Below are 16,389 nucleotides of genomic sequence, written 5' to 3'. Positions count from 1 at the left end.
CTCGCAGGTGATGCGGGCCGTAGGATCCGGTCCTCGCATCACCTGGGGAGGAAGCAGAATCATGAAGTTCCGTGCCGCTGTGGCCACGGTCGCCACGCTGCCACTGGCCCTCGGCCTGGCCGCCTGCGGTAACAACGACAAGCCCGAAGCCGGCCGCGACTGGGGGCAGATGCCCGCCGCGACGCCGGCGGCAACCACCACCGCCGAGCCGCTCAAGCAGGCGCCGGTGGTGCACCTGAACCGGACGACCTTCGTCCCGGCGATGACCACCGCACTGTCCAAGCAGAAGTCGTGGAAGATCGTCGGCACGATGACCGCCGACGGCACCACCGTGATGAGCATGAAGGGCGTGCAGACCTCGAAGCCGGCCGCCATGTCGATGGAGATGACCGGCGCCGCGTTCGGCACCGGGACCGCGAAGATCCTGCTGGTCAAGGGTGTCCTCTACGTGTCGATCCCCGGCACCACGCCGGCCGGCAAGTTCGTGACGGTCGACAGCAAGCAGACCGGGCAGCTCGGCGAACTGCTCGACGGCGGCGACCCGACCAAGATCTACAAGTCGTTCGACTCGAGCATGGCGAGCCTGAAGTTCGTCCGCACCGAGACGATCGGCGGCCAGAAGCTCGACCGGTACGACGTCACCGTGAACACCGCGAAGGCGCTGGCGGCCCAGGGCAAGAAGGTCCCGGCCGGCGTGCCGAAGACGCTGACCTACTCGCTCTGGATGGACAAGGCGCACCTGGTTCGCCGGATGTCGTTCGCGCTGATGGGCGTGTCGATGGTGATGACTATGTCGGAGTACAACAAGCCGGTCAGCATCACCGCACCGCCGGCGAGCAAACTCGCGCGCTGAGGCCGGATCCGGTCAGATCACATTCGTCGGTGAGAACTTCTCGTAGCCTCATGTTACACAGGGAGAAACTTACCTGTCCCAGAAGTGATCACCGACGGATGATCGGGTGGACTGGTGCCGATGAGCTTGCGCGTGGGTAGTACTCGACGAACCTTTCTGACCCTGACCGGAGCGGCGGCCGGACTGGCGCTGACCGGCAGTCTTCCCGAGATCGGGAGCGCGATGGCCGGCGCCACCGGCCGCACCGACCGGCGAGACCCGTTCACCCTCGGGATCGCCTCGGGTGACCCACTGCCGGACGGGGTGGTGATCTGGACCCGGCTCGCACCGGAGCCGCTCGCGCCGTTCGGCGGGATGGATCGCCGCCCGGTCGAAGTCCAATGGCAGGTCGCGGAGGACGAGCACTTCCGCCGGGTCGTCCGTCACGGCACGACCCAGGCTCGGCCCGAGTCGAGTCACTCGGTGCACGTCGACGTACGAGGGCTGCGTCCCTGGCGGCACTACTGGTACCGCTTCCGCGTGAACGGGCGGTTCAGTCCGGTCGGCCGGACCAAGACCGCACCGCCGGCAGACGCCAACCTCTCCAGCCTGTCCCTGGCCTTCGCGTCCTGTCAGGCCAACTGGGAGGGCTGGTACACGGCGTACGCCGACATGGCCAAGCGCGACCACGACGTCGTGTTCTTCCTCGGCGACTACATCTACGAGTTCGGCATCGACCGCGGCATCCGGCCGGACTCGAACGAGCCCTACATCACGCAGCAGTGCGTGACGCTGGACGAGTACCGCCAGCGGTACGCGGCGTACAAGCTCGATCCGGACCTGCAGCAGGCGCACGCGGTCGCGCCGTGGATCGTCACGCTGGACGACCACGAGGTGGTCGACAACTGGGCCGACGACGCGCACCCGAGTGCGCCGCCCGCGCAGTTCCTGGTACGTCGCGCCAACGCGTTCCGCGCGTACTGGGAACACATGCCGCTGCGGCTCGCCCAACTGCCGAAGGGCCCGGACATGCAGCTCTACCGGCGGTTCCAGTTCGGCCGGCTGGCGGAGTTCAGCGTGCTCGACACCCGGCAGTACCGCTCGGACCAGGCAAACGGCGACGGCACCAAGGCGCCCGGTCCGGAGTCCAAGGACCCGGCCCGCACGATCACCGGTGCCGCGCAGGAGAAGTGGCTGCTTGACGGCTGGACGGCGTCGCGTTCGCGCTGGAACGTGATGGCGCACCAGACCGCGATCGCCCGCCTCGACACCAAGGACGGTCCGGACGTCCTGGTCCCGATGGACACCTGGGACGGGTACGAAGCCTCCCGCGACCGGGTCCTCGGTGGCGCCGCGCAACGCAAGGTCCGCAACCTGGTTTCGATCGCCGGCGACCTGCACCGCAGCGTCGCCTCGGACCTCAAGCTCGACTTCACCGATCCGGCGTCCGCAACCGTCGGAGCCGAGTTCGTCGGTACGTCGATCACATCCGGCATCGACGGGATGGACCTCGATCCGGGTGGCGCGACCCTGCTCAAGGAGAACCCGCATATGAAATTCGGGAACTTCCAGCGCGGGTACGTGAGCTGCAGCATCACCCCGCAGCGGTGGATCTCCGACTACCGCGTCGTCGACAAGGTCAGCGTCCAGAACGGCGCCGTCAGCTCCCGCGCCAAACTCCTCGTCGAGGACGGCCGCCCAGGCATCTCGGAGGTGCAGGCATGAGCATTCGCTGGCAGTCGGCCGTCGCCTTCGGAGCTGTGGCCGCAACAACCCTGATCACGTCCGGCTCGATGCCTCAGGCAACAACCGACGTACAGGTCAGCACCGATCCGCAGCAGTTGAGCGTGGTGGGCCTGCCCTGCTTCCCGGGCAACCTGACACTGACCATGACCAACACCGGCCGCGAGGATCGGTACGCCGACCTGACCCTGGACCCGAGTGGTCCGCTGCAACTGTCCCGGGAACTGTTCTCCTCCTGGCTCCCGGCCGTCGACCCCGACCAGCCGGTGTCCGCACCGGTGGAGGTCCGCGTTCCGCGGGACACCAAGCCCGGCAGCTACAAGATCGACCTCCAGGTCGACAAGACGCGGCTGACTGTCCCAGTGACGGTGAATCCGCTGCCCTCGAAGGGCCCGGGCAGCAACCTCGCGCTGGGCGAGCAGGCCGCCGCGTCGTCAACGCACGGCAACTTCACGCTCTGCGGCGCGCTCGACGGTGACAACGACTCCGAACACTGGGACACCCTGACCGGCTGGAACGACGGCACCCGCGCGGTCTTCCCCGACGACTACGACGTCGCGCTGGCCGCACCGACCACCGTCAACCGGGTCGAGCTCTACACGCTCGACTCGACCAAGTACCCGGCCCTGACCAACGGGTTGCGGGACTGGGACGTCCAGGTCCGCAGCGGCAGCGGCGACTGGCAGACCGTCACCCAGGTCCGGGGCAACACCCTCGGGCACGTGACGTCGACGTTCGATCCGGTCCAGGCGGACGCCGTACGCATCCTCTGCCTGGACAGCAACGACCACGCCTACTCCCGCATCGTCGAACTCGACGTCTACGGGAGTTAGTCCCCCCACTTCCTCCATCTCTTAATCCTGTCGGGACACTGCGAGACAGCTGTCAACGAAGGTATGAGGCACCGTTGAAATCCATGACGGAGCCGCTGGACCAGGTCGCTTGCGGCGACGCGAGCCAGTAGACCGCGTCGGCCACCTCCTCGGCGGTGGCGACGCGGTCGAACGGGCTCTGCGCCCGGATCGCGTCGCCGCCGGGACCCGCCAGGAACGACTCGGTCATGTCGGTGGCGATGAATCCGGGCGCAATTGACGTCACGGTGATGTCATGTGGCGCCAGCGATACCGCCAGTGACTGCCCGAGAGCGTGCAATCCGGCTTTCGCAGCGCCGTACGCGGGCACGTCAGGCTCTCCCCGGTAAGCGCCGCGTGACCCAACGTTGACGATCGCGCCCCGCCGGCCGCCCTCCTCAGGCTGTTTGTCCAGCATCTGCCGCACCACGCACCAGGTCACGTGCGCCGCCCCTTCCAGATTCACCGCGAGAGTACGACGCCAGGCCGCGACCCACTCGTCGTACGGCGTCTCCGCGAGCGGATGCCCGATCCGGCGCGACCCCGCGACGGGCTCGTCGACGAACAACGCCGCGTTGTTCACCAGTACGTCGATCCGGCCGAGCACAGCGGCCGATTCGTCAACCAGGGAAGGGATTGCGGCCGCGTCACCGAGATCCGCGGTGACCACCGCGTGGCCGCTGCCAGGGAGACTCGCGCGTACCTCCTCGGCCCGGTCGACCGCACCGCGGCAGTGCAGCACGACTCGGTCGCCGGCCCGCGCGAACGCCCGCGCGGCGGCGGCGCCGACTCCCCTGGACGCGCCTGTGACGAGTACTCCTCTGGACACTGTTCCTCCCGGTCTTCGACTGACCCACATTCTGCCTTGGCGCCACCATGACGACGCCATGACATCAGAAGGGGTTGACAGTGACGTCACCATGACGTCATAGTTCTAGACATGGAACTTGACCACTATCTCGAATCGGTCCGGCGAAGCGTGGAGAACGCCACCGCCCTGGCCGACGATCAAACTCGCTCCGTGGCGCAGCGCCTCGGGGCCACGCTGGATGACGCGGGCCGCCTGGCCCTCATCTCAGCCCTGTCCGACGCCGCCGGGGAGATCAGCCGCGAGCTGTCCCCCGGTTCGGTCGAGCTCCGGATGGCCGGTGGCCGTCCCGAGTTCGTGGTCACGCCGGCCCCGAGCCAGCTGACCGGCCCCGACGAGGCCGACGACGACACCGATGACGACACCGAGACCGAGGACACCGACCAGGTGACCCTGGACGCCGACGAGCCGACCGCGCGGATCACGCTGCGGCTGCCGATGTCGGTGAAGAACAAGGTGGACGAGGCCGCCGCGGCCGAGGGCATCTCCTCGAACGCGTGGCTGATGCGCACCGTGATGACCGAGCTGGGCGACCGGAACCGCCGCGGCAACCGCCCGCCCCGGCCCCCGCGTCCGCCGCGTGGCGTCTTCGGTCCGGATGGACCGCTCGGCCCGAACGGACCGCTCGGACCCGACGGAGTCTTCGGACCGGACGGCGTGTTCGGTCCCGGTGGCCCCTTCGGCGACGAGGGCGTCTTCGGACCCGAGCGCGGCCGGCGTGGCCGCGACCGCAACCGGGACCGCGACGACCGTGACCGGGACCGCCGTCGCCGTGGCGGCCACGGCCCGGGCCAGCGGATGACGGGGTGGGCGCAGTGAGCGGCTTCAGCCAGCAGATCGTCGAGGACGCGACCAAGATCGAGAAGCTCCGGATCGAGATCGGCTCCGGCCTGGTCGAGATCGTGCCGACCGACGGCACCGAGACGACAGTCTCGCTCGAGGTCGACAGTGGCACCGAGGACGACGTCGTCGTCGCGGTCCGCGACGGCGAACTGATCATCGAGGGCCCGCGCAACGTCCGCCGCGGACCGGAGATCCAGGTCCGGATCGCCACCCCGGCGACCATGGAAGCCCGGATCAAGACCGGCTCCGGCGACATCAACTCGCGGGCGCCGCTGGCCACCGCACGGCTGTCGACCGGTTCCGGCGACGTCCGTCTCGACCGGGTCGAGGGCGACCTCGCGGTGAACACCGGCAGCGGCGACGTCCGGGCCGAGTACGTCGCGGGCTCCGTTCGCGGCAGCACCGGCTCCGGCGAGATCAACATCGGCGAGGCTGGCGACGCGGTCGGGCTGAGCACCGGCTCCGGCGACGTCCGGGTCGGCGACGTGGCCGGCCCCGCCAGCGTCAAGGTCGGCTCGGGTGACATCACCATCGAGCGGATCCGCGACCACTCGGTCGCCACCTCAGGCTCCGGCGACGTCACGGTCGAGATCGCCGACGCGCCGAGCATCCAGGCCGAGACGGCCCGTGGGGACGTCCAGATCGGAGTACCCGACGGCGTCCCGACGTACCTGGACCTGAAGACGGTCACCGGACGGATCCGGTGCGATCTGGAGCCGAGCGACAAGCCGGCCGAGGGCGACCGCGCGCTGATGCTGCGGGCCCGCACCGTCTCCGGCGACATCACCGTCACCAAGGTCTGACACCCACCACCCAGGAGGTCCCGCCGGCAACGGCCCGGCGGGACCTGGGCGAAGCATTGCCGAAAACCATCCAGAGGGGAGCACAACGATGATCACCGAACACCAAGAGGTTGCCCGCCACCGCGTCAACGAGCAGTTGCGCGCCGCCGAGGCCCGCGCCGAGCGGCACGGCCGCAAGGCCACCCGGACCCGCACCAGCGGACCCCGCTACGAACTGGCCGGCGTCCTGCGCCGGATCGCCGACCGCCTGGACCCGCAGCGCCGCCTCGACTCGCAGCGCCGCCTCGACTCGCAGCGCAGCCTGGTCGAGCCGCAGGCCGGCCACCGCCGTACCGGCCTGTCGGTCGTCCGATGACCGGCTCGCCGATCAACGGCCCGGCGGCCGCGCTTTGCAACTTGCTGCAACGCCTGGGTTTGGTGACGGTTCGGACCTTCGGACGCTGCTAGCGTTCACGCCGTCACTCTTGGTTCAAACTGGGGAGAGAAACAACGATGTTGCGTCCGTTGATCACCGCAACCGCTGCGGTCGTGCTGCTGGCCGGCTGCAGCGGCGGTGACGACAAGGCTTCCGAATCAAGCTCCGGCGGCGACAACGGCCAGCAGGCCTCGACGCCGACCACACCGGCAGCACCGTCGTTCGATCCTCCCAAGGCGTTCACCGCCGCTGCGGCCTACCCCGTGCCCGACTTCAAGGGCCGGGAGCTGTACGACGAACCCAAGCTCGGCATGGTCGGCCAGGTCGCCGTGGTCGCCAACTACCGGGGTCTCACCGGCCGCGACGTCGTCGACCCGAGCAAAGCCTGGGAGATCGAGTCGACCGCGGCGGACACCACCACAGTCAGCGACGTGACCGACCCGATGGCGGTCAAGGTCGACGGCAAGGACGTCGCGGTGATCGCCTACGGGGAGGCCGACAAGGGCAACGGTACTCAGAAGCCGCAGGGTCTGGTGCTGGTGCAGTGGATCGACGTGGCGTCCGGGCAGAAGCTCGCCGAGGTGTCCACGCCGGTGAGCACGGTGAACGGGACCGGCATCGCCGCGGCCGGTCTGCCGAGTCTGATCGCCGCGCAGTACGATCCGGAGACCGGCCAGGTCGCCATCGGTGTGACCGCCCGGGGCAATCTGACCGTGAAGACGCAGAACGCGACGGTGTACGCGGACCCCCAGACGAAGAAGTCCACCGTCGTGCCGGACGTCGTCCCGGGCGCCGTACACAACGGTGTGGTCGCGGGCGCGAAGCAGGAGAGCAAGACCGACGCCGGCGACGCCGGGGTCCTGCTCATCGACGGTGCGACCGGCAAGGTCACGCAGCAGATCCCGCTGAAGCAGGGCTTCCTGAAGCCGCTTCCCGGCGGCGCCAAGCACGCGTTCTTCTATGGCACGGTGTACGCGGGGGCCACCATGAGCGAGACCGCCTCACTCTTCTCGGTGAACCTGTCAACGGGCGCCGTGGTGAGGTCGGCACCGGGTTTGTCGGCTCGGGACTCTGGTGGCTACGACTGCACTTGGGACCAGGTGAGCTCGATCGTCTGCAGGGAGGCCGCGGTGACCGGCCCGCAGGAGATCCTGGGGTTCGACGACAGCACCGGCAAGAAGGCGTGGGGCTTCACCAGCGAGTCCGGAGGACGCGTCGTGCCCCGCGTGACCGCAGCGTTCCACGGAGTCGTATACGTGCAGACGGAGAAGCAGCCGGTGCTGCTGGACGCCAAGACGGGTCAGGACCTCCCGAGCGCGTCGACATCCGGCAGTCCGAGCGCGAGTTCGAGCGACAGCCCATCGGCCGGCGACACTCCCTCGGGCAATGACTCCCCGACGGCCGGTGACACCCCGTCGGACAGCAGGTCCGCCGGTGGGAGTGACATGAGCCTCTACGACGGCAAGCTGGTGTCGCCGGACGCGGTATCGCCGTACGGCGGCGTCTATGGACAGCTGCCGAACGGCGGCGGTGGCTACGGCTCCGGCGACCTGCAGTCGGTCCTCGTCTACCTGAAGCCGACCGCCTGACCTTGCTGATGCGAAGAGGCCCCGGATCCCCGGGGCCTATTTCTCTTGTCAGACGTCGGTGCGGTGGAAGTTCTGGTACGACCGCGACGGTGTCGGGCCGCGCTGGCCCTGGTAGCGGGAGCCGTACTTCGCCGAGCCGTACGGATGCTCGGCCGGCGACGACAGCCGGAAGAAGCACAGCTGGCCGATCTTCATCCCGGGCCAGAGCTTGATCGGCAGCGTCGCCACGTTCGACAGCTCCAGCGTCACGTGCCCGGAGAAGCCCGGGTCGATGAAGCCGGCGGTGGAGTGGGTGAGCAACCCGAGCCGGCCCAGCGAGGACTTGCCCTCCAGCCGCGCCGCCACGTCGTCGGGCAGCGTCACCAGCTCGTACGTCGATCCCAGCACGAACTCACCGGGATGCAGGATGAACGGCTCCTCGCCGTCGGGTTCGACCAGCCGGGTCAGGTCGGGCTGCTCCTCGGCGGGGTCGATGTGCGGGTACCTGTGGTTCTCGAACACCCGGAAGAACCGGTCCAGCCGTACGTCGACACTCGACGGCTGCACCATCGCAGCATCGAACGGATCCAGCTGGACCCGTTTCGCGTCGAGCTCGGCCAAGATGTCACGGTCGGAGAGCAGCACGACAGGAACTTAGCAGCGTGCTGCCTCTCCGCCCAGTTCTGCCGGCCCGTTCGGGTGCCTGGTGGCGGATCGTCCGGAGCCCTCAGCTCCCCGGCGTGACCTCACCACCAGACCGTCCCGGCGATGGTTCCGGCACCGTTGCGGCGCACCGAAACCCGGGCCTCAGGCAACGATCAGTCGGCCAGCTTGTTGAACCTCGACACCTGGGTGGCGAAGGTCTTCACCTGCGCCGGCGACCAGTCCTTCAGCAGATCCTCGATCACCTTGTGCCGCTTCTTCCGGGCCGCCGTCAGCTTGCGCTTACCGGCCGCGGTCAGGGTCAGCAGAGTCGCCCGCGCGTCCGACTTGTCGGCGGCCCGCTTCAGCAGACCCTCCTCCTCCAGTCGTGCGCAGGCCCGGCTGACCGGGCCCTTGTCCACCTCGAGCGCGGCTACCAGGTCGGCCATCCGCACCGGCGCCAACTCCTCGACGTGGTTCAGCAACGCGTACTGCGCCGGCTCCAGGTCCGGGTGCGCCTCGTCGGACAGCGTCCGCTGCAGGCTGCGCAGCCGCCGCGCCATTGTGACGAGCTCCTTCTCTAGGTTCTCCAGCGCGTCACTCGTGTCTGTTGCCACCATTCACCCCTTCATCCAGTTGCCCCGCAACCATCTTGTCCGGTCCCGAGGACCGTGTCCTCACGTTGCGTCAAATGTTGCCCCCGGCAACGCGTTCTAATCTGCCAGAAGATGACCAACCTGCCCAGTCCTGAGCGTGCCCTTTGTGGAAAACTCCCCAAGAACCCCTCGCGCAAACCGCGCGCACCCGTCTTTTCGATGCACCGGGCATCGTCTTCGTCCCGTTCGGTTGATCCGGCAGCAACCACCGGGTCCGCCGCGCCGCACCCGGCGTGCCCGCGGCCCGCCCGATCGGCTATGCTCTTCACCGCCTGCCGGGTCCCACCGCCAGGCAGCGCGGGTGTAGTTCAATGGCAGAACATCAGCTTCCCAAGCTGACAGTGCGGGTTCGATTCCCGTCACCCGCTCCGCTTGTCAGGACAAAGTCCGGGTCGTTTCGCGACCTGGACTTTTCCTTTGCTTTTCGCTCCTACTCAAACGGTTGATCTACCTGACTGTTGCCTCGGTCAACGGACTGGGGGATGTGGTTGCGGGCGGTGGGTCGGTGCGCCAACGCTCCTAAGGGAAACGGCAGACTTTCGGCTGGCCAGCTGTGGCCGCGACCAGCACGCGGAAGAACAGCGTCAGTCCTGGGTGAGGTAGGGCGCGAGCAGCAGGTCCAGTTGTTCGGAGAGGAACTGACTGAGCGAGCCCCAGCCGTTCACTGCCCAGACCTGTAGCGCGCCGTTGAAACAGACAAGGGTGTGGCGAGCCAGCGCCGGTAGGTCGGCATCCGGGCGCAGCTCGCCGGCGTCCTGGGCCGCGCGGTACAACCGGGCGCAGCTGTCGACGATCGCGGCGGAGTGCGCCAGCGCGTGCTTGCGGAACTCCGGATCGGCGACGTCGAGCTGGACGAATCCGAGCCCGTTGCCGAGCTCCTCGCGGTGCTTGATGTGGGCAACGGCCGTCAGCGCGAAGTCCCGCAGGGTCGCTAAGGGGGAGGTGTTGCGCGCCTCGGCCTCCTCGGCCGCCCGCAGCACCATCACCGGCGACCGGGCGGCGGAGGCAAGCAGCAGACCGCGCTTGGAGCCGAATCTCTGCACCAGAGTCGGAGCCGCCAGACCTACGCGGGCACCGACCGCCGCGAGCGTCAGTTTCACCGGTCCCAGCTCGGCGAGGACCTGGCGGGTGGCGTCCAGGACCGCGTCGTCGCTGACCAGCCGCGGCCGAGCCATCCCCACCACCCTCGAGTTTGTGAACCGTCATTCGTTAATGACGAGACAGTAACAGATCCTTGTTGGATCAGTTAGTCAATGGCAACGGGTGAACAGCGGGACCCGGAGAGGGCCCGCGTGGGTGCTCGTTGCCCGGTCCACCCGCCGCGGACTGGGTTCGTCGTACCAACGGGAGCCTCTTCATGCGTTTCGCCCGCACCGCCTTGGGCCTGTTGCTGACCCTGATAGGCCTGGTCGTCACCGTCGCCGGAGCCGCGGCCGCCTTCTGGCTGGTCGGCCCGGACAACACGATCTCCACCGGCAGTCAGCCGTTGACCAGCAAGGGCCTGGCCGTCATCACCGCGCCAGATCTGCTGGACCGGCACGGCCCGACCCTGCACGTGACCGCGACCGGGGACAAGCCCGTGTTCGTCGGCGTCGGACAGGACTTGGACGTCTCCAACTACCTGGCCGGCGCGGCCCACACCCGCGTGATCCGGTACGACCTTCCGTCGACGTTCAGCACCCAGCAGATGCGCGGCGGCATCCCGCGGCTGACACCGCCCGGTGACCTCGACTGGTGGGTCGCGAAGTCGGGTGGCAACGGCCCTCGGTCGATCGCCTGGCCGATCGAGGACGGCAAGTTCGACGTCGTGGTGATGAACGCGGACGGCAGCCCGGCGGTCGGCGCCGACGTCCGCTTCGGCGTCGAGGTGCACCGTGCCTTCGGCATCTGCCTGCTCGTCCTCGGCGCCGGCATCGTTCTCTTCGCCTTGGGCCTCGCCCTCGCCTTCCGCCGCCGCCCGGCCACCCCGGTCCCAGCCTTCACACCAGCGCGCATCGCGTCCGTCCCGCCCCCGGCTCGGTCCTTGCCGGCGTCCTCCGCGCCGTCGACCTCCGCCCCGGTCGCCGCAACCCCGGTCGCCGCCACTCCGGCCGCCTCCGCGCCCGCCGTCGAGCCGGTCTCGCCCTTCGCGCCCGAGCGGATCAGCCCGTTCGCGCCGGTCGCGACCGATCCCCCGGCGTACCGAGCGCCTGCCGACGAACCGATCACCGAGGAGATCCCGGTCTGCCTGCCGGCGATCACCTACCCGCAGCCCCAGCCGAAGCCGGCCAAGCAATCCATCCCGGCCGCCCCCATGCTGATGTCCCCGGCCGCAGTCGCCCGAGCCAAGTCCCCCGCCCTCCTCACCCCGGTCGGCGCAGGCGCCCCGGCGTACGACGAGGCACCGCACGAGGCACCGTACGAGGCACCGTACGAGGAGCCGGTCGTCGAGCCGGTCGTCGAGCCGGAGACGGTGTCGCTGGTGGAGTCGCCGGAGTTCGAGAAGAGTGACGAGGCGGTCCGGAAGACGGCCGCACTCCTGGCCAGCGGCGCTTTGTTGCTAACGACAACGAGTTGCGGTCTGCTCCCGGCCAAGAACAGCATCGTCGCCTCCGACACCCGCCCCGCCGTCACGCTCGCCGACGCGCAGGCCGTCGTCGCGAAGTACAACCAGCTCAACAACCGCGCCAACGCGAACCGCGACGCGAAGCTGTCCGAGACGATCGAGGCGGATCCGACCCTGGCGCAGACCCGCGCCGGGTTCGTCATCAGCCGCACACTCGACGCGGCCGGCAAGGACTCGACCAAGCCGTTCACCTACACCGATCCGCAGATCGGCGCTCCGGAGTTCGGGTCGTACCCGATGCGGTTCGTGGTCAGCTCCGGCGTCTCCGGTGAGCCGGAGAGCCGCCAGCTCGGCGTCTGGCAGCGGCAGAGCGCGGGTACGCCGTGGCTGCTGACCAACTCGGTCTACCCGTCTGCCTCCATGAAGCTGCCGCCAATGGAGGGGCTGCGGACGCCACAGAAGGCCGATCTGGACAAGCTGTACAGCCTGCCGGCTTCCGCTGCCACCAACCTGGCGGCGTACCTGTCCGGCGGCGCGAAGTCCGCGCGGGCGAAGTACTTCGTCCCCTCACCCGGGTCCGCGAAGCTCCTCGAGCAGCGCGCCAAGTCGAAGGTCGCGGACGCCAAGGAGACGTACATCGCGAGCGTCTCGGACACCTTCACCCCGTCCGGCGAGCCGCTGACCTTCATCACGTCGTCCGGCGAGGCGCTCGTCTTCCTGGCCCTGACCGAGCAGTACCTGCAGCGCGTCGAGCCGGGCTCGAACGCGTACTGGACCAGCGGTGAGGCGACCGCGTTCAGCAGCATGGTCAAGTACACGCAGACCCTGCACCAGGACTACCTGCACCAGGTCGCGCTGGTCATCCCCACCAAGGCGAGCTGCGGGACCATCCGCATCATCTCGATGGACGGGCAGCTGGTCGGCGCAGGAGGGTCCTGAGCCGCGTTCCTGATTAGTCAGCGGCAAGCGGTTGCTGAAGGATAGTTCCGGCTGGTTGACTCCGGGTGTGAGGTTTTTCCCATCCGCCCGGGAGTACCAGTGGACATCACCCGTCGCCGCCTGCTGTCGTTCGTACCCGCCACCGCGCTGCTGACCGCGGTCAACCCCGCACCCGCCGCCCGCGCGGCCGAGACCATGACTGCGATGGATGCCGGCCCCGGCCAGTTGCTCACCAACGCGATCGGCATCTACGCCGGTACGCCGGAGTCCAACGCGCGCACCGAGGTCGCGGCCAAGCTCACCAGCCTCGACAACACCGCCCGGACCTGGCTGGCGGCGCTGGACACCGCCGGCGCGGGCGAACTGTTCGGCGGTCTCCCCCTCGGCACCAGCGACCCGAACCTCAGCGCGTCGTACCAGCACCTCTACGAGATCGCGCTCGCGTTCCGGCGTCCCGGCCCGGCGTCCGACCTGCAGGGCAACGAGCAGGTCCGCGCCAGGGTCGCCGAGAAGCTCGGCTGGCTGCACGACAACTACTACGGCGACCAGTCGAAGGGGTACTACGGCAACTGGTTCACCTGGGAGATCGGCATCTCGACGTTCGTGTCGAAGACGCTGGCCCTGATCGACGCCCCGGCCGATCTCATCACGACGTACGTCGCCTCGATGGACGCGTATCTGCGTAACGGCAAGGACGGCGACGTCGACCTCGACTCGCGCTTCCACACCGGCGCCAACCTCGTCGACATCACCGCGAACCGGGTACTGCAGGGCGCACTGACGGGTGACGACGCGCGGATCCGGAAGGCGCTGCAGGACCAGTTCACCGTCTTCGCCACCGTCGACCCGTACAACCTCCAGCACGGCGTCACCGACGGGTACTACGCCGACGGCTCGTTCATCCAGCACGCGTCCGTCGCCTACACCGGGTCGTACGGGAAGGGCCTGCTCAGCCGGGTCGTGCAGACGATCAAGGTGCTCGACGGGACGGACTACGCACAGGGCGACGACCTGGTCGGGGTGGTGCAGGGCTGGGTCGAGGACGGGTTCGCGCCGCTGATCTTCGAGGGCTGGATGATGGAGATCGTCAAGGGCCGCGCGGTCTCGCGGACCGGCACCGGGTACGCCGACGTGGCCGTCGTGGTGGAGGCGATCGTCGATCTGGCCGACTACGCCACGGGTGACGACGCCGGCCGGCTGAAGTCGTTCGCGAAGTTCACGTCGCGGCCGACGATCAACCCGACCAGCTTCGTCTCGCCGGTCAGCGTCGCCCGGTACGCCGACATCCAGGCCGACCCGGCGATCGTCCCGGCCGACCTCAACCCAGCGGCGAGCAGTACGGCGTTCAACGCGATGGACCGGACCGTGCACCGGCGGCCCGGCTTCGCGTTCGCACTGGCGCGGAACTCGGCGCGGATCAGCAAGTACGAGTACATGAGTGGCGAGAATCTGATGCCGTGGTTCCAGGGCGACGGCGCGCATTACCTCTACCTGGCCGGCCAGGACCAGACCCAGGCGTTCGGGATCGACTACTTCACCACCGTCTCGCCGTACGCGCTCGGCGGCGTGACCGCGCCGGTCGAGACCCGCAAAACGATCCCGGAGCTCTACGGGACGCCGTACTACGACAATCCGTCGCACCCGCTCAACTTCACCTCGTCGTCGGAGTCGCAGAACACCTACGTGTACTTCCCGGTCGGGACCAACGCGTACTCCGGCGGCGCGACGCTCGGCGCGTACGGTGCGACCGGGTGGGTGCAGTCGGACGACTTCGCCTACGCGTCGCGCGACATCCTTCCGGACGACTTCGTGGTCTACCGGAACGCGTCGGCGACCAAGTCGTGGTTCCTGCTGGACGACGAGATCGTCGTTCTGGCGGCCGGGGTGGGCGACAAGTCGCGGGCCGTGACGACGACTCTCGACACTCGCATCGCGGCACCGGGCGCGCCGGTCGCGATCACCGGCGTACGTCGGGATGGACGCCCGTGGAGTGGGACGGGTACGACGGATCCGCGGTGGCTGCGGTACACGGATGGCGGCGTGGCGCTCGGGTACTACTTCCTGCAGCCGAGTCAGATCTCGGTCGGGCTCGAGGCGGTCACGCGGAGCCGGCGGGTGGTGCGGACGTCGAATCCGGACACGGCGGTGACCAAGCAGGTGTTCGGGTTGACCGTCTCGCAGCCGGCCCGGGCGACGCGGTCGCTCGCGTACGCATTGGTGCCTAACGCAACGGAATCCGCGTTGCGCGGCTACCAGCACGGGCGGATCGCGGTACTGGCGAACACGTCACGGCTGCAGGCGATCCAGCATCTCGGGCTGCGGCTGACCGGTGCGAACACGTTCACGTCCGGTCATCACAACCTGCCGGGACTGACGATCGACGGGCCCGCGTCCGTGTTGCTGCAACGGCATGCCGATCGGACGACCACGGTTGCGGTGGCGGACCCGACCACGCAGCGCGACACGATCACGGTGAACCTGTGGGCGCAGTACCTCCGGCCGGAGTCCGCGGATCCCGGCGTACAGATCGTGCGGACGGTGACCGGGACGCGGCTGACGTTCACGACGCGGCACACCTACGGGCGCAGCATGACGGTCAGGCTTCTTCCAGCCTGGTGATCAGGGTCCGCATCGTGTCGAGCGTCGTTCGCAAGTCGTCGAGGGCGACGTCCTTGCTGAGCTGGGCGGCGAACGGGTGCTGGGCGACGGCGATCTGCCGGATCGCCCAGTAGCCGGCCTCAGTACAGGCGAGCAGTTTGGCGCGGCGATGCGCCGGATTCGGCTGGTACTCGGCCAGGCCGCGTTCGACCAGCAGGTCGGCGATGCGCTGGACGCCCTGCCGGCTCACGCCCATGATGCGGCCGACCTCGGCGACCGACCGCGGCTCATCCAGGACGCCGCCGAGGACCTGCCACCACGCGGCGGTCAGCCCGCCGTGCGCGGCCAGGTCCTGGGCGGCCTCCATCAGCCGGGCGTTCAGCCGGAAGGTGGCGAGGATGACGTCGGTCACCAGCACACCACCTTCCGTCGCCGGCCCCGGCTGCGGCCACTCCTTGCGAGGTGGAACCGTCATCCGACCAGGATCGGGTACGCCGATGGGTCGGCGCGGTGGAACACGCCTTCGTACGCATCCAGCTTGCGTTCGTCCGCGAGGCCGAGCCGCTGCAGCGTCGCCCGCGCGAACTGCACCGGCGAGTCCGGTCCGGCCGTGATCAGGTCGCCGCCAATGACCGCTCGCTCGTCGACGTAGTTGTCGCTGCCCTGGTAACCGGTCGCCTGCAGGTACTCCTTCGCCGCGCTGGTGTGCTTGCGCTCGTCCAGCAACCCGGCCCGCGCCAGCCCAGCCGTCGCGCCACAGATCGCCGCCACCGGAATGCCGGCGTCGAGGAACCGTTGCGCCAACTTCGCGAACTCGTCCCCGCGCCCGTCGTCCCACTGACCCGACCCCGCCAGCACCAGCAGATCCCCTTCATCCGGCTCGACGTCAGCCAACGCCACGTCCGGCACGATCCGCATCCCACCCATCGTCACCACAGGCTCGACTGTCTCCCCCACAGTCACCACCGTCCACGGCACCCCCGTGAACCGCCCAGTCCGCAACTCGACCAGCAGATGCCCGATCTCCCAGTCCGCCCACGTCTCATACACCGCCGCATAAGCTGTTCTCATAGACAACATACTGTC

General features: G+C 68.8%; 15 protein-coding genes and 1 tRNA gene. 10 read left to right on the top strand and 6 right to left on the bottom strand.

Annotated elements, in window-relative coordinates; all coding sequences use genetic code 11:
• The first annotated feature begins 61 nt into the window (after positions 1 to 61).
• The 3 genes from E0H75_RS05865 to E0H75_RS05855 all read left to right on the top strand — a co-directional run bounded on the left by E0H75_RS05865 (position 62) and on the right by E0H75_RS05855 (position 3,408).
• Positions 62 to 853 carry an SCO4651 family lipoprotein gene (locus E0H75_RS05865; protein WP_131512045.1) on the top strand — a complete coding sequence of 264 codons (792 nt, stop codon included), beginning with the start codon at positions 62 to 64 and terminating at the stop codon, positions 851 to 853.
• A 120-nt stretch (positions 854 to 973) separates the two neighbouring features.
• Positions 974 to 2,557: an alkaline phosphatase D family protein gene (locus E0H75_RS05860; RefSeq protein WP_131512044.1), complete on the top strand. Its 1,584-nt coding sequence runs from the start codon at positions 974 to 976 to the stop codon at positions 2,555 to 2,557.
• Positions 2,554 to 3,408 (top strand): discoidin domain-containing protein, encoded by an 855-nt coding sequence (locus E0H75_RS05855; RefSeq protein ID WP_131512043.1) that lies wholly within the window; start codon positions 2,554 to 2,556, stop codon positions 3,406 to 3,408. Before E0H75_RS05860 ends, E0H75_RS05855 begins: the two co-directional genes overlap by 4 nt.
• A 52-nt stretch (positions 3,409 to 3,460) precedes the next feature.
• Here E0H75_RS05855 and E0H75_RS05850 read toward each other — a convergent pair whose 3' ends face one another.
• Positions 3,461 to 4,255 (bottom strand): SDR family NAD(P)-dependent oxidoreductase, encoded by a 795-nt coding sequence (locus E0H75_RS05850; RefSeq protein WP_238162856.1) that lies wholly within the window; start codon positions 4,253 to 4,255, stop codon positions 3,461 to 3,463.
• A gap of 111 nt (positions 4,256 to 4,366) precedes the next feature.
• On the opposite strand from E0H75_RS05850, the gene E0H75_RS42925 reads away from it, so the two are divergent.
• From E0H75_RS42925 to E0H75_RS05830, 4 genes are all read left to right on the top strand, one after another.
• Positions 4,367 to 5,113 (top strand): hypothetical protein, encoded by a 747-nt coding sequence (locus E0H75_RS42925; RefSeq protein WP_165553470.1) that lies wholly within the window; start codon positions 4,367 to 4,369, stop codon positions 5,111 to 5,113.
• Positions 5,110 to 5,940, top strand: coding sequence for a DUF4097 family beta strand repeat-containing protein (locus tag E0H75_RS05840; RefSeq protein WP_238162855.1), 831 nt, complete (start codon positions 5,110 to 5,112; stop codon positions 5,938 to 5,940). The genes E0H75_RS42925 and E0H75_RS05840 overlap by 4 nt, the downstream gene beginning before the upstream one ends.
• An 88-nt stretch (positions 5,941 to 6,028) precedes the next feature.
• The gene (locus tag E0H75_RS05835; RefSeq protein ID WP_131512036.1) at positions 6,029 to 6,295 is read left to right on the top strand and encodes a hypothetical protein; all 267 of its coding nucleotides are present in this window, start codon (positions 6,029 to 6,031) and stop codon (positions 6,293 to 6,295) included.
• 137 nt (positions 6,296 to 6,432) lie between these two features.
• Positions 6,433 to 7,944, top strand: a complete 1,512-nt coding sequence (locus E0H75_RS05830) for a hypothetical protein (protein ID WP_131512034.1) — start codon at positions 6,433 to 6,435, stop codon at positions 7,942 to 7,944.
• Between the two features lie 48 nt (positions 7,945 to 7,992).
• Here the strand turns inward: E0H75_RS05830 and dcd are convergent, their stop codons facing one another.
• Positions 7,993 to 8,568, bottom strand: a complete 576-nt coding sequence (gene dcd / locus E0H75_RS05825) for a dCTP deaminase (RefSeq protein ID WP_131512032.1) — start codon at positions 8,566 to 8,568, stop codon at positions 7,993 to 7,995.
• 173 nt (positions 8,569 to 8,741) lie between these two features.
• On the bottom strand, positions 8,742 to 9,185 hold the full coding sequence (locus tag E0H75_RS05820; RefSeq protein WP_238162854.1) for a MarR family winged helix-turn-helix transcriptional regulator: 444 nt from the start codon (positions 9,183 to 9,185) through the stop codon (positions 8,742 to 8,744).
• A 333-nt stretch (positions 9,186 to 9,518) separates the two neighbouring features.
• On the opposite strand from E0H75_RS05820, the gene E0H75_RS05815 reads away from it, so the two are divergent.
• A tRNA-Gly gene (locus E0H75_RS05815) sits at positions 9,519 to 9,589 on the top strand.
• A gap of 216 nt (positions 9,590 to 9,805) precedes the next feature.
• Here E0H75_RS05815 and E0H75_RS05810 read toward each other — a convergent pair.
• Positions 9,806 to 10,396 (bottom strand): TetR/AcrR family transcriptional regulator, encoded by a 591-nt coding sequence (locus E0H75_RS05810; protein ID WP_131512031.1) that lies wholly within the window; start codon positions 10,394 to 10,396, stop codon positions 9,806 to 9,808.
• A 182-nt stretch (positions 10,397 to 10,578) separates the two neighbouring features.
• On the opposite strand from E0H75_RS05810, the gene E0H75_RS42920 reads away from it, so the two are divergent.
• Positions 10,579 to 12,705 carry a DUF8094 domain-containing protein gene (locus E0H75_RS42920; protein ID WP_165553468.1) on the top strand — a complete coding sequence of 709 codons (2,127 nt, stop codon included), beginning with the start codon at positions 10,579 to 10,581 and terminating at the stop codon, positions 12,703 to 12,705.
• 99 nt (positions 12,706 to 12,804) lie between these two features.
• A complete protein-coding gene (locus E0H75_RS05800; RefSeq protein ID WP_131512030.1) occupies positions 12,805 to 15,324 on the top strand; it encodes a polysaccharide lyase family 8 super-sandwich domain-containing protein in 2,520 nt (839 codons plus the stop codon).
• On the opposite strand, the gene E0H75_RS05795 is transcribed toward E0H75_RS05800, so the two are convergent.
• Together E0H75_RS05795 and E0H75_RS05790 are read right to left on the bottom strand one after the other, a co-directional pair.
• On the bottom strand, positions 15,302 to 15,778 hold the full coding sequence (locus tag E0H75_RS05795; protein WP_131512029.1) for a MarR family winged helix-turn-helix transcriptional regulator: 477 nt from the start codon (positions 15,776 to 15,778) through the stop codon (positions 15,302 to 15,304). The genes E0H75_RS05800 and E0H75_RS05795 overlap by 23 nt on opposite strands.
• Complete coding sequence (locus tag E0H75_RS05790) at positions 15,775 to 16,374, bottom strand: DJ-1/PfpI family protein (RefSeq protein WP_202872834.1); 600 nt, start codon at positions 16,372 to 16,374, stop codon at positions 15,775 to 15,777. Before E0H75_RS05790 ends, E0H75_RS05795 begins: the two co-directional genes overlap by 4 nt.
• Between the last annotated feature and the right edge of the window lie 15 nt (positions 16,375 to 16,389).

The organism is Kribbella capetownensis (assembly GCF_004331485.1).
GTDB classification, from domain to species: domain Bacteria; phylum Actinomycetota; class Actinomycetes; order Propionibacteriales; family Kribbellaceae; genus Kribbella; species Kribbella capetownensis.
Note: the sequence above shows the minus strand (reverse complement) of the source record. Positions and strands in the feature narration are given on the sequence as shown.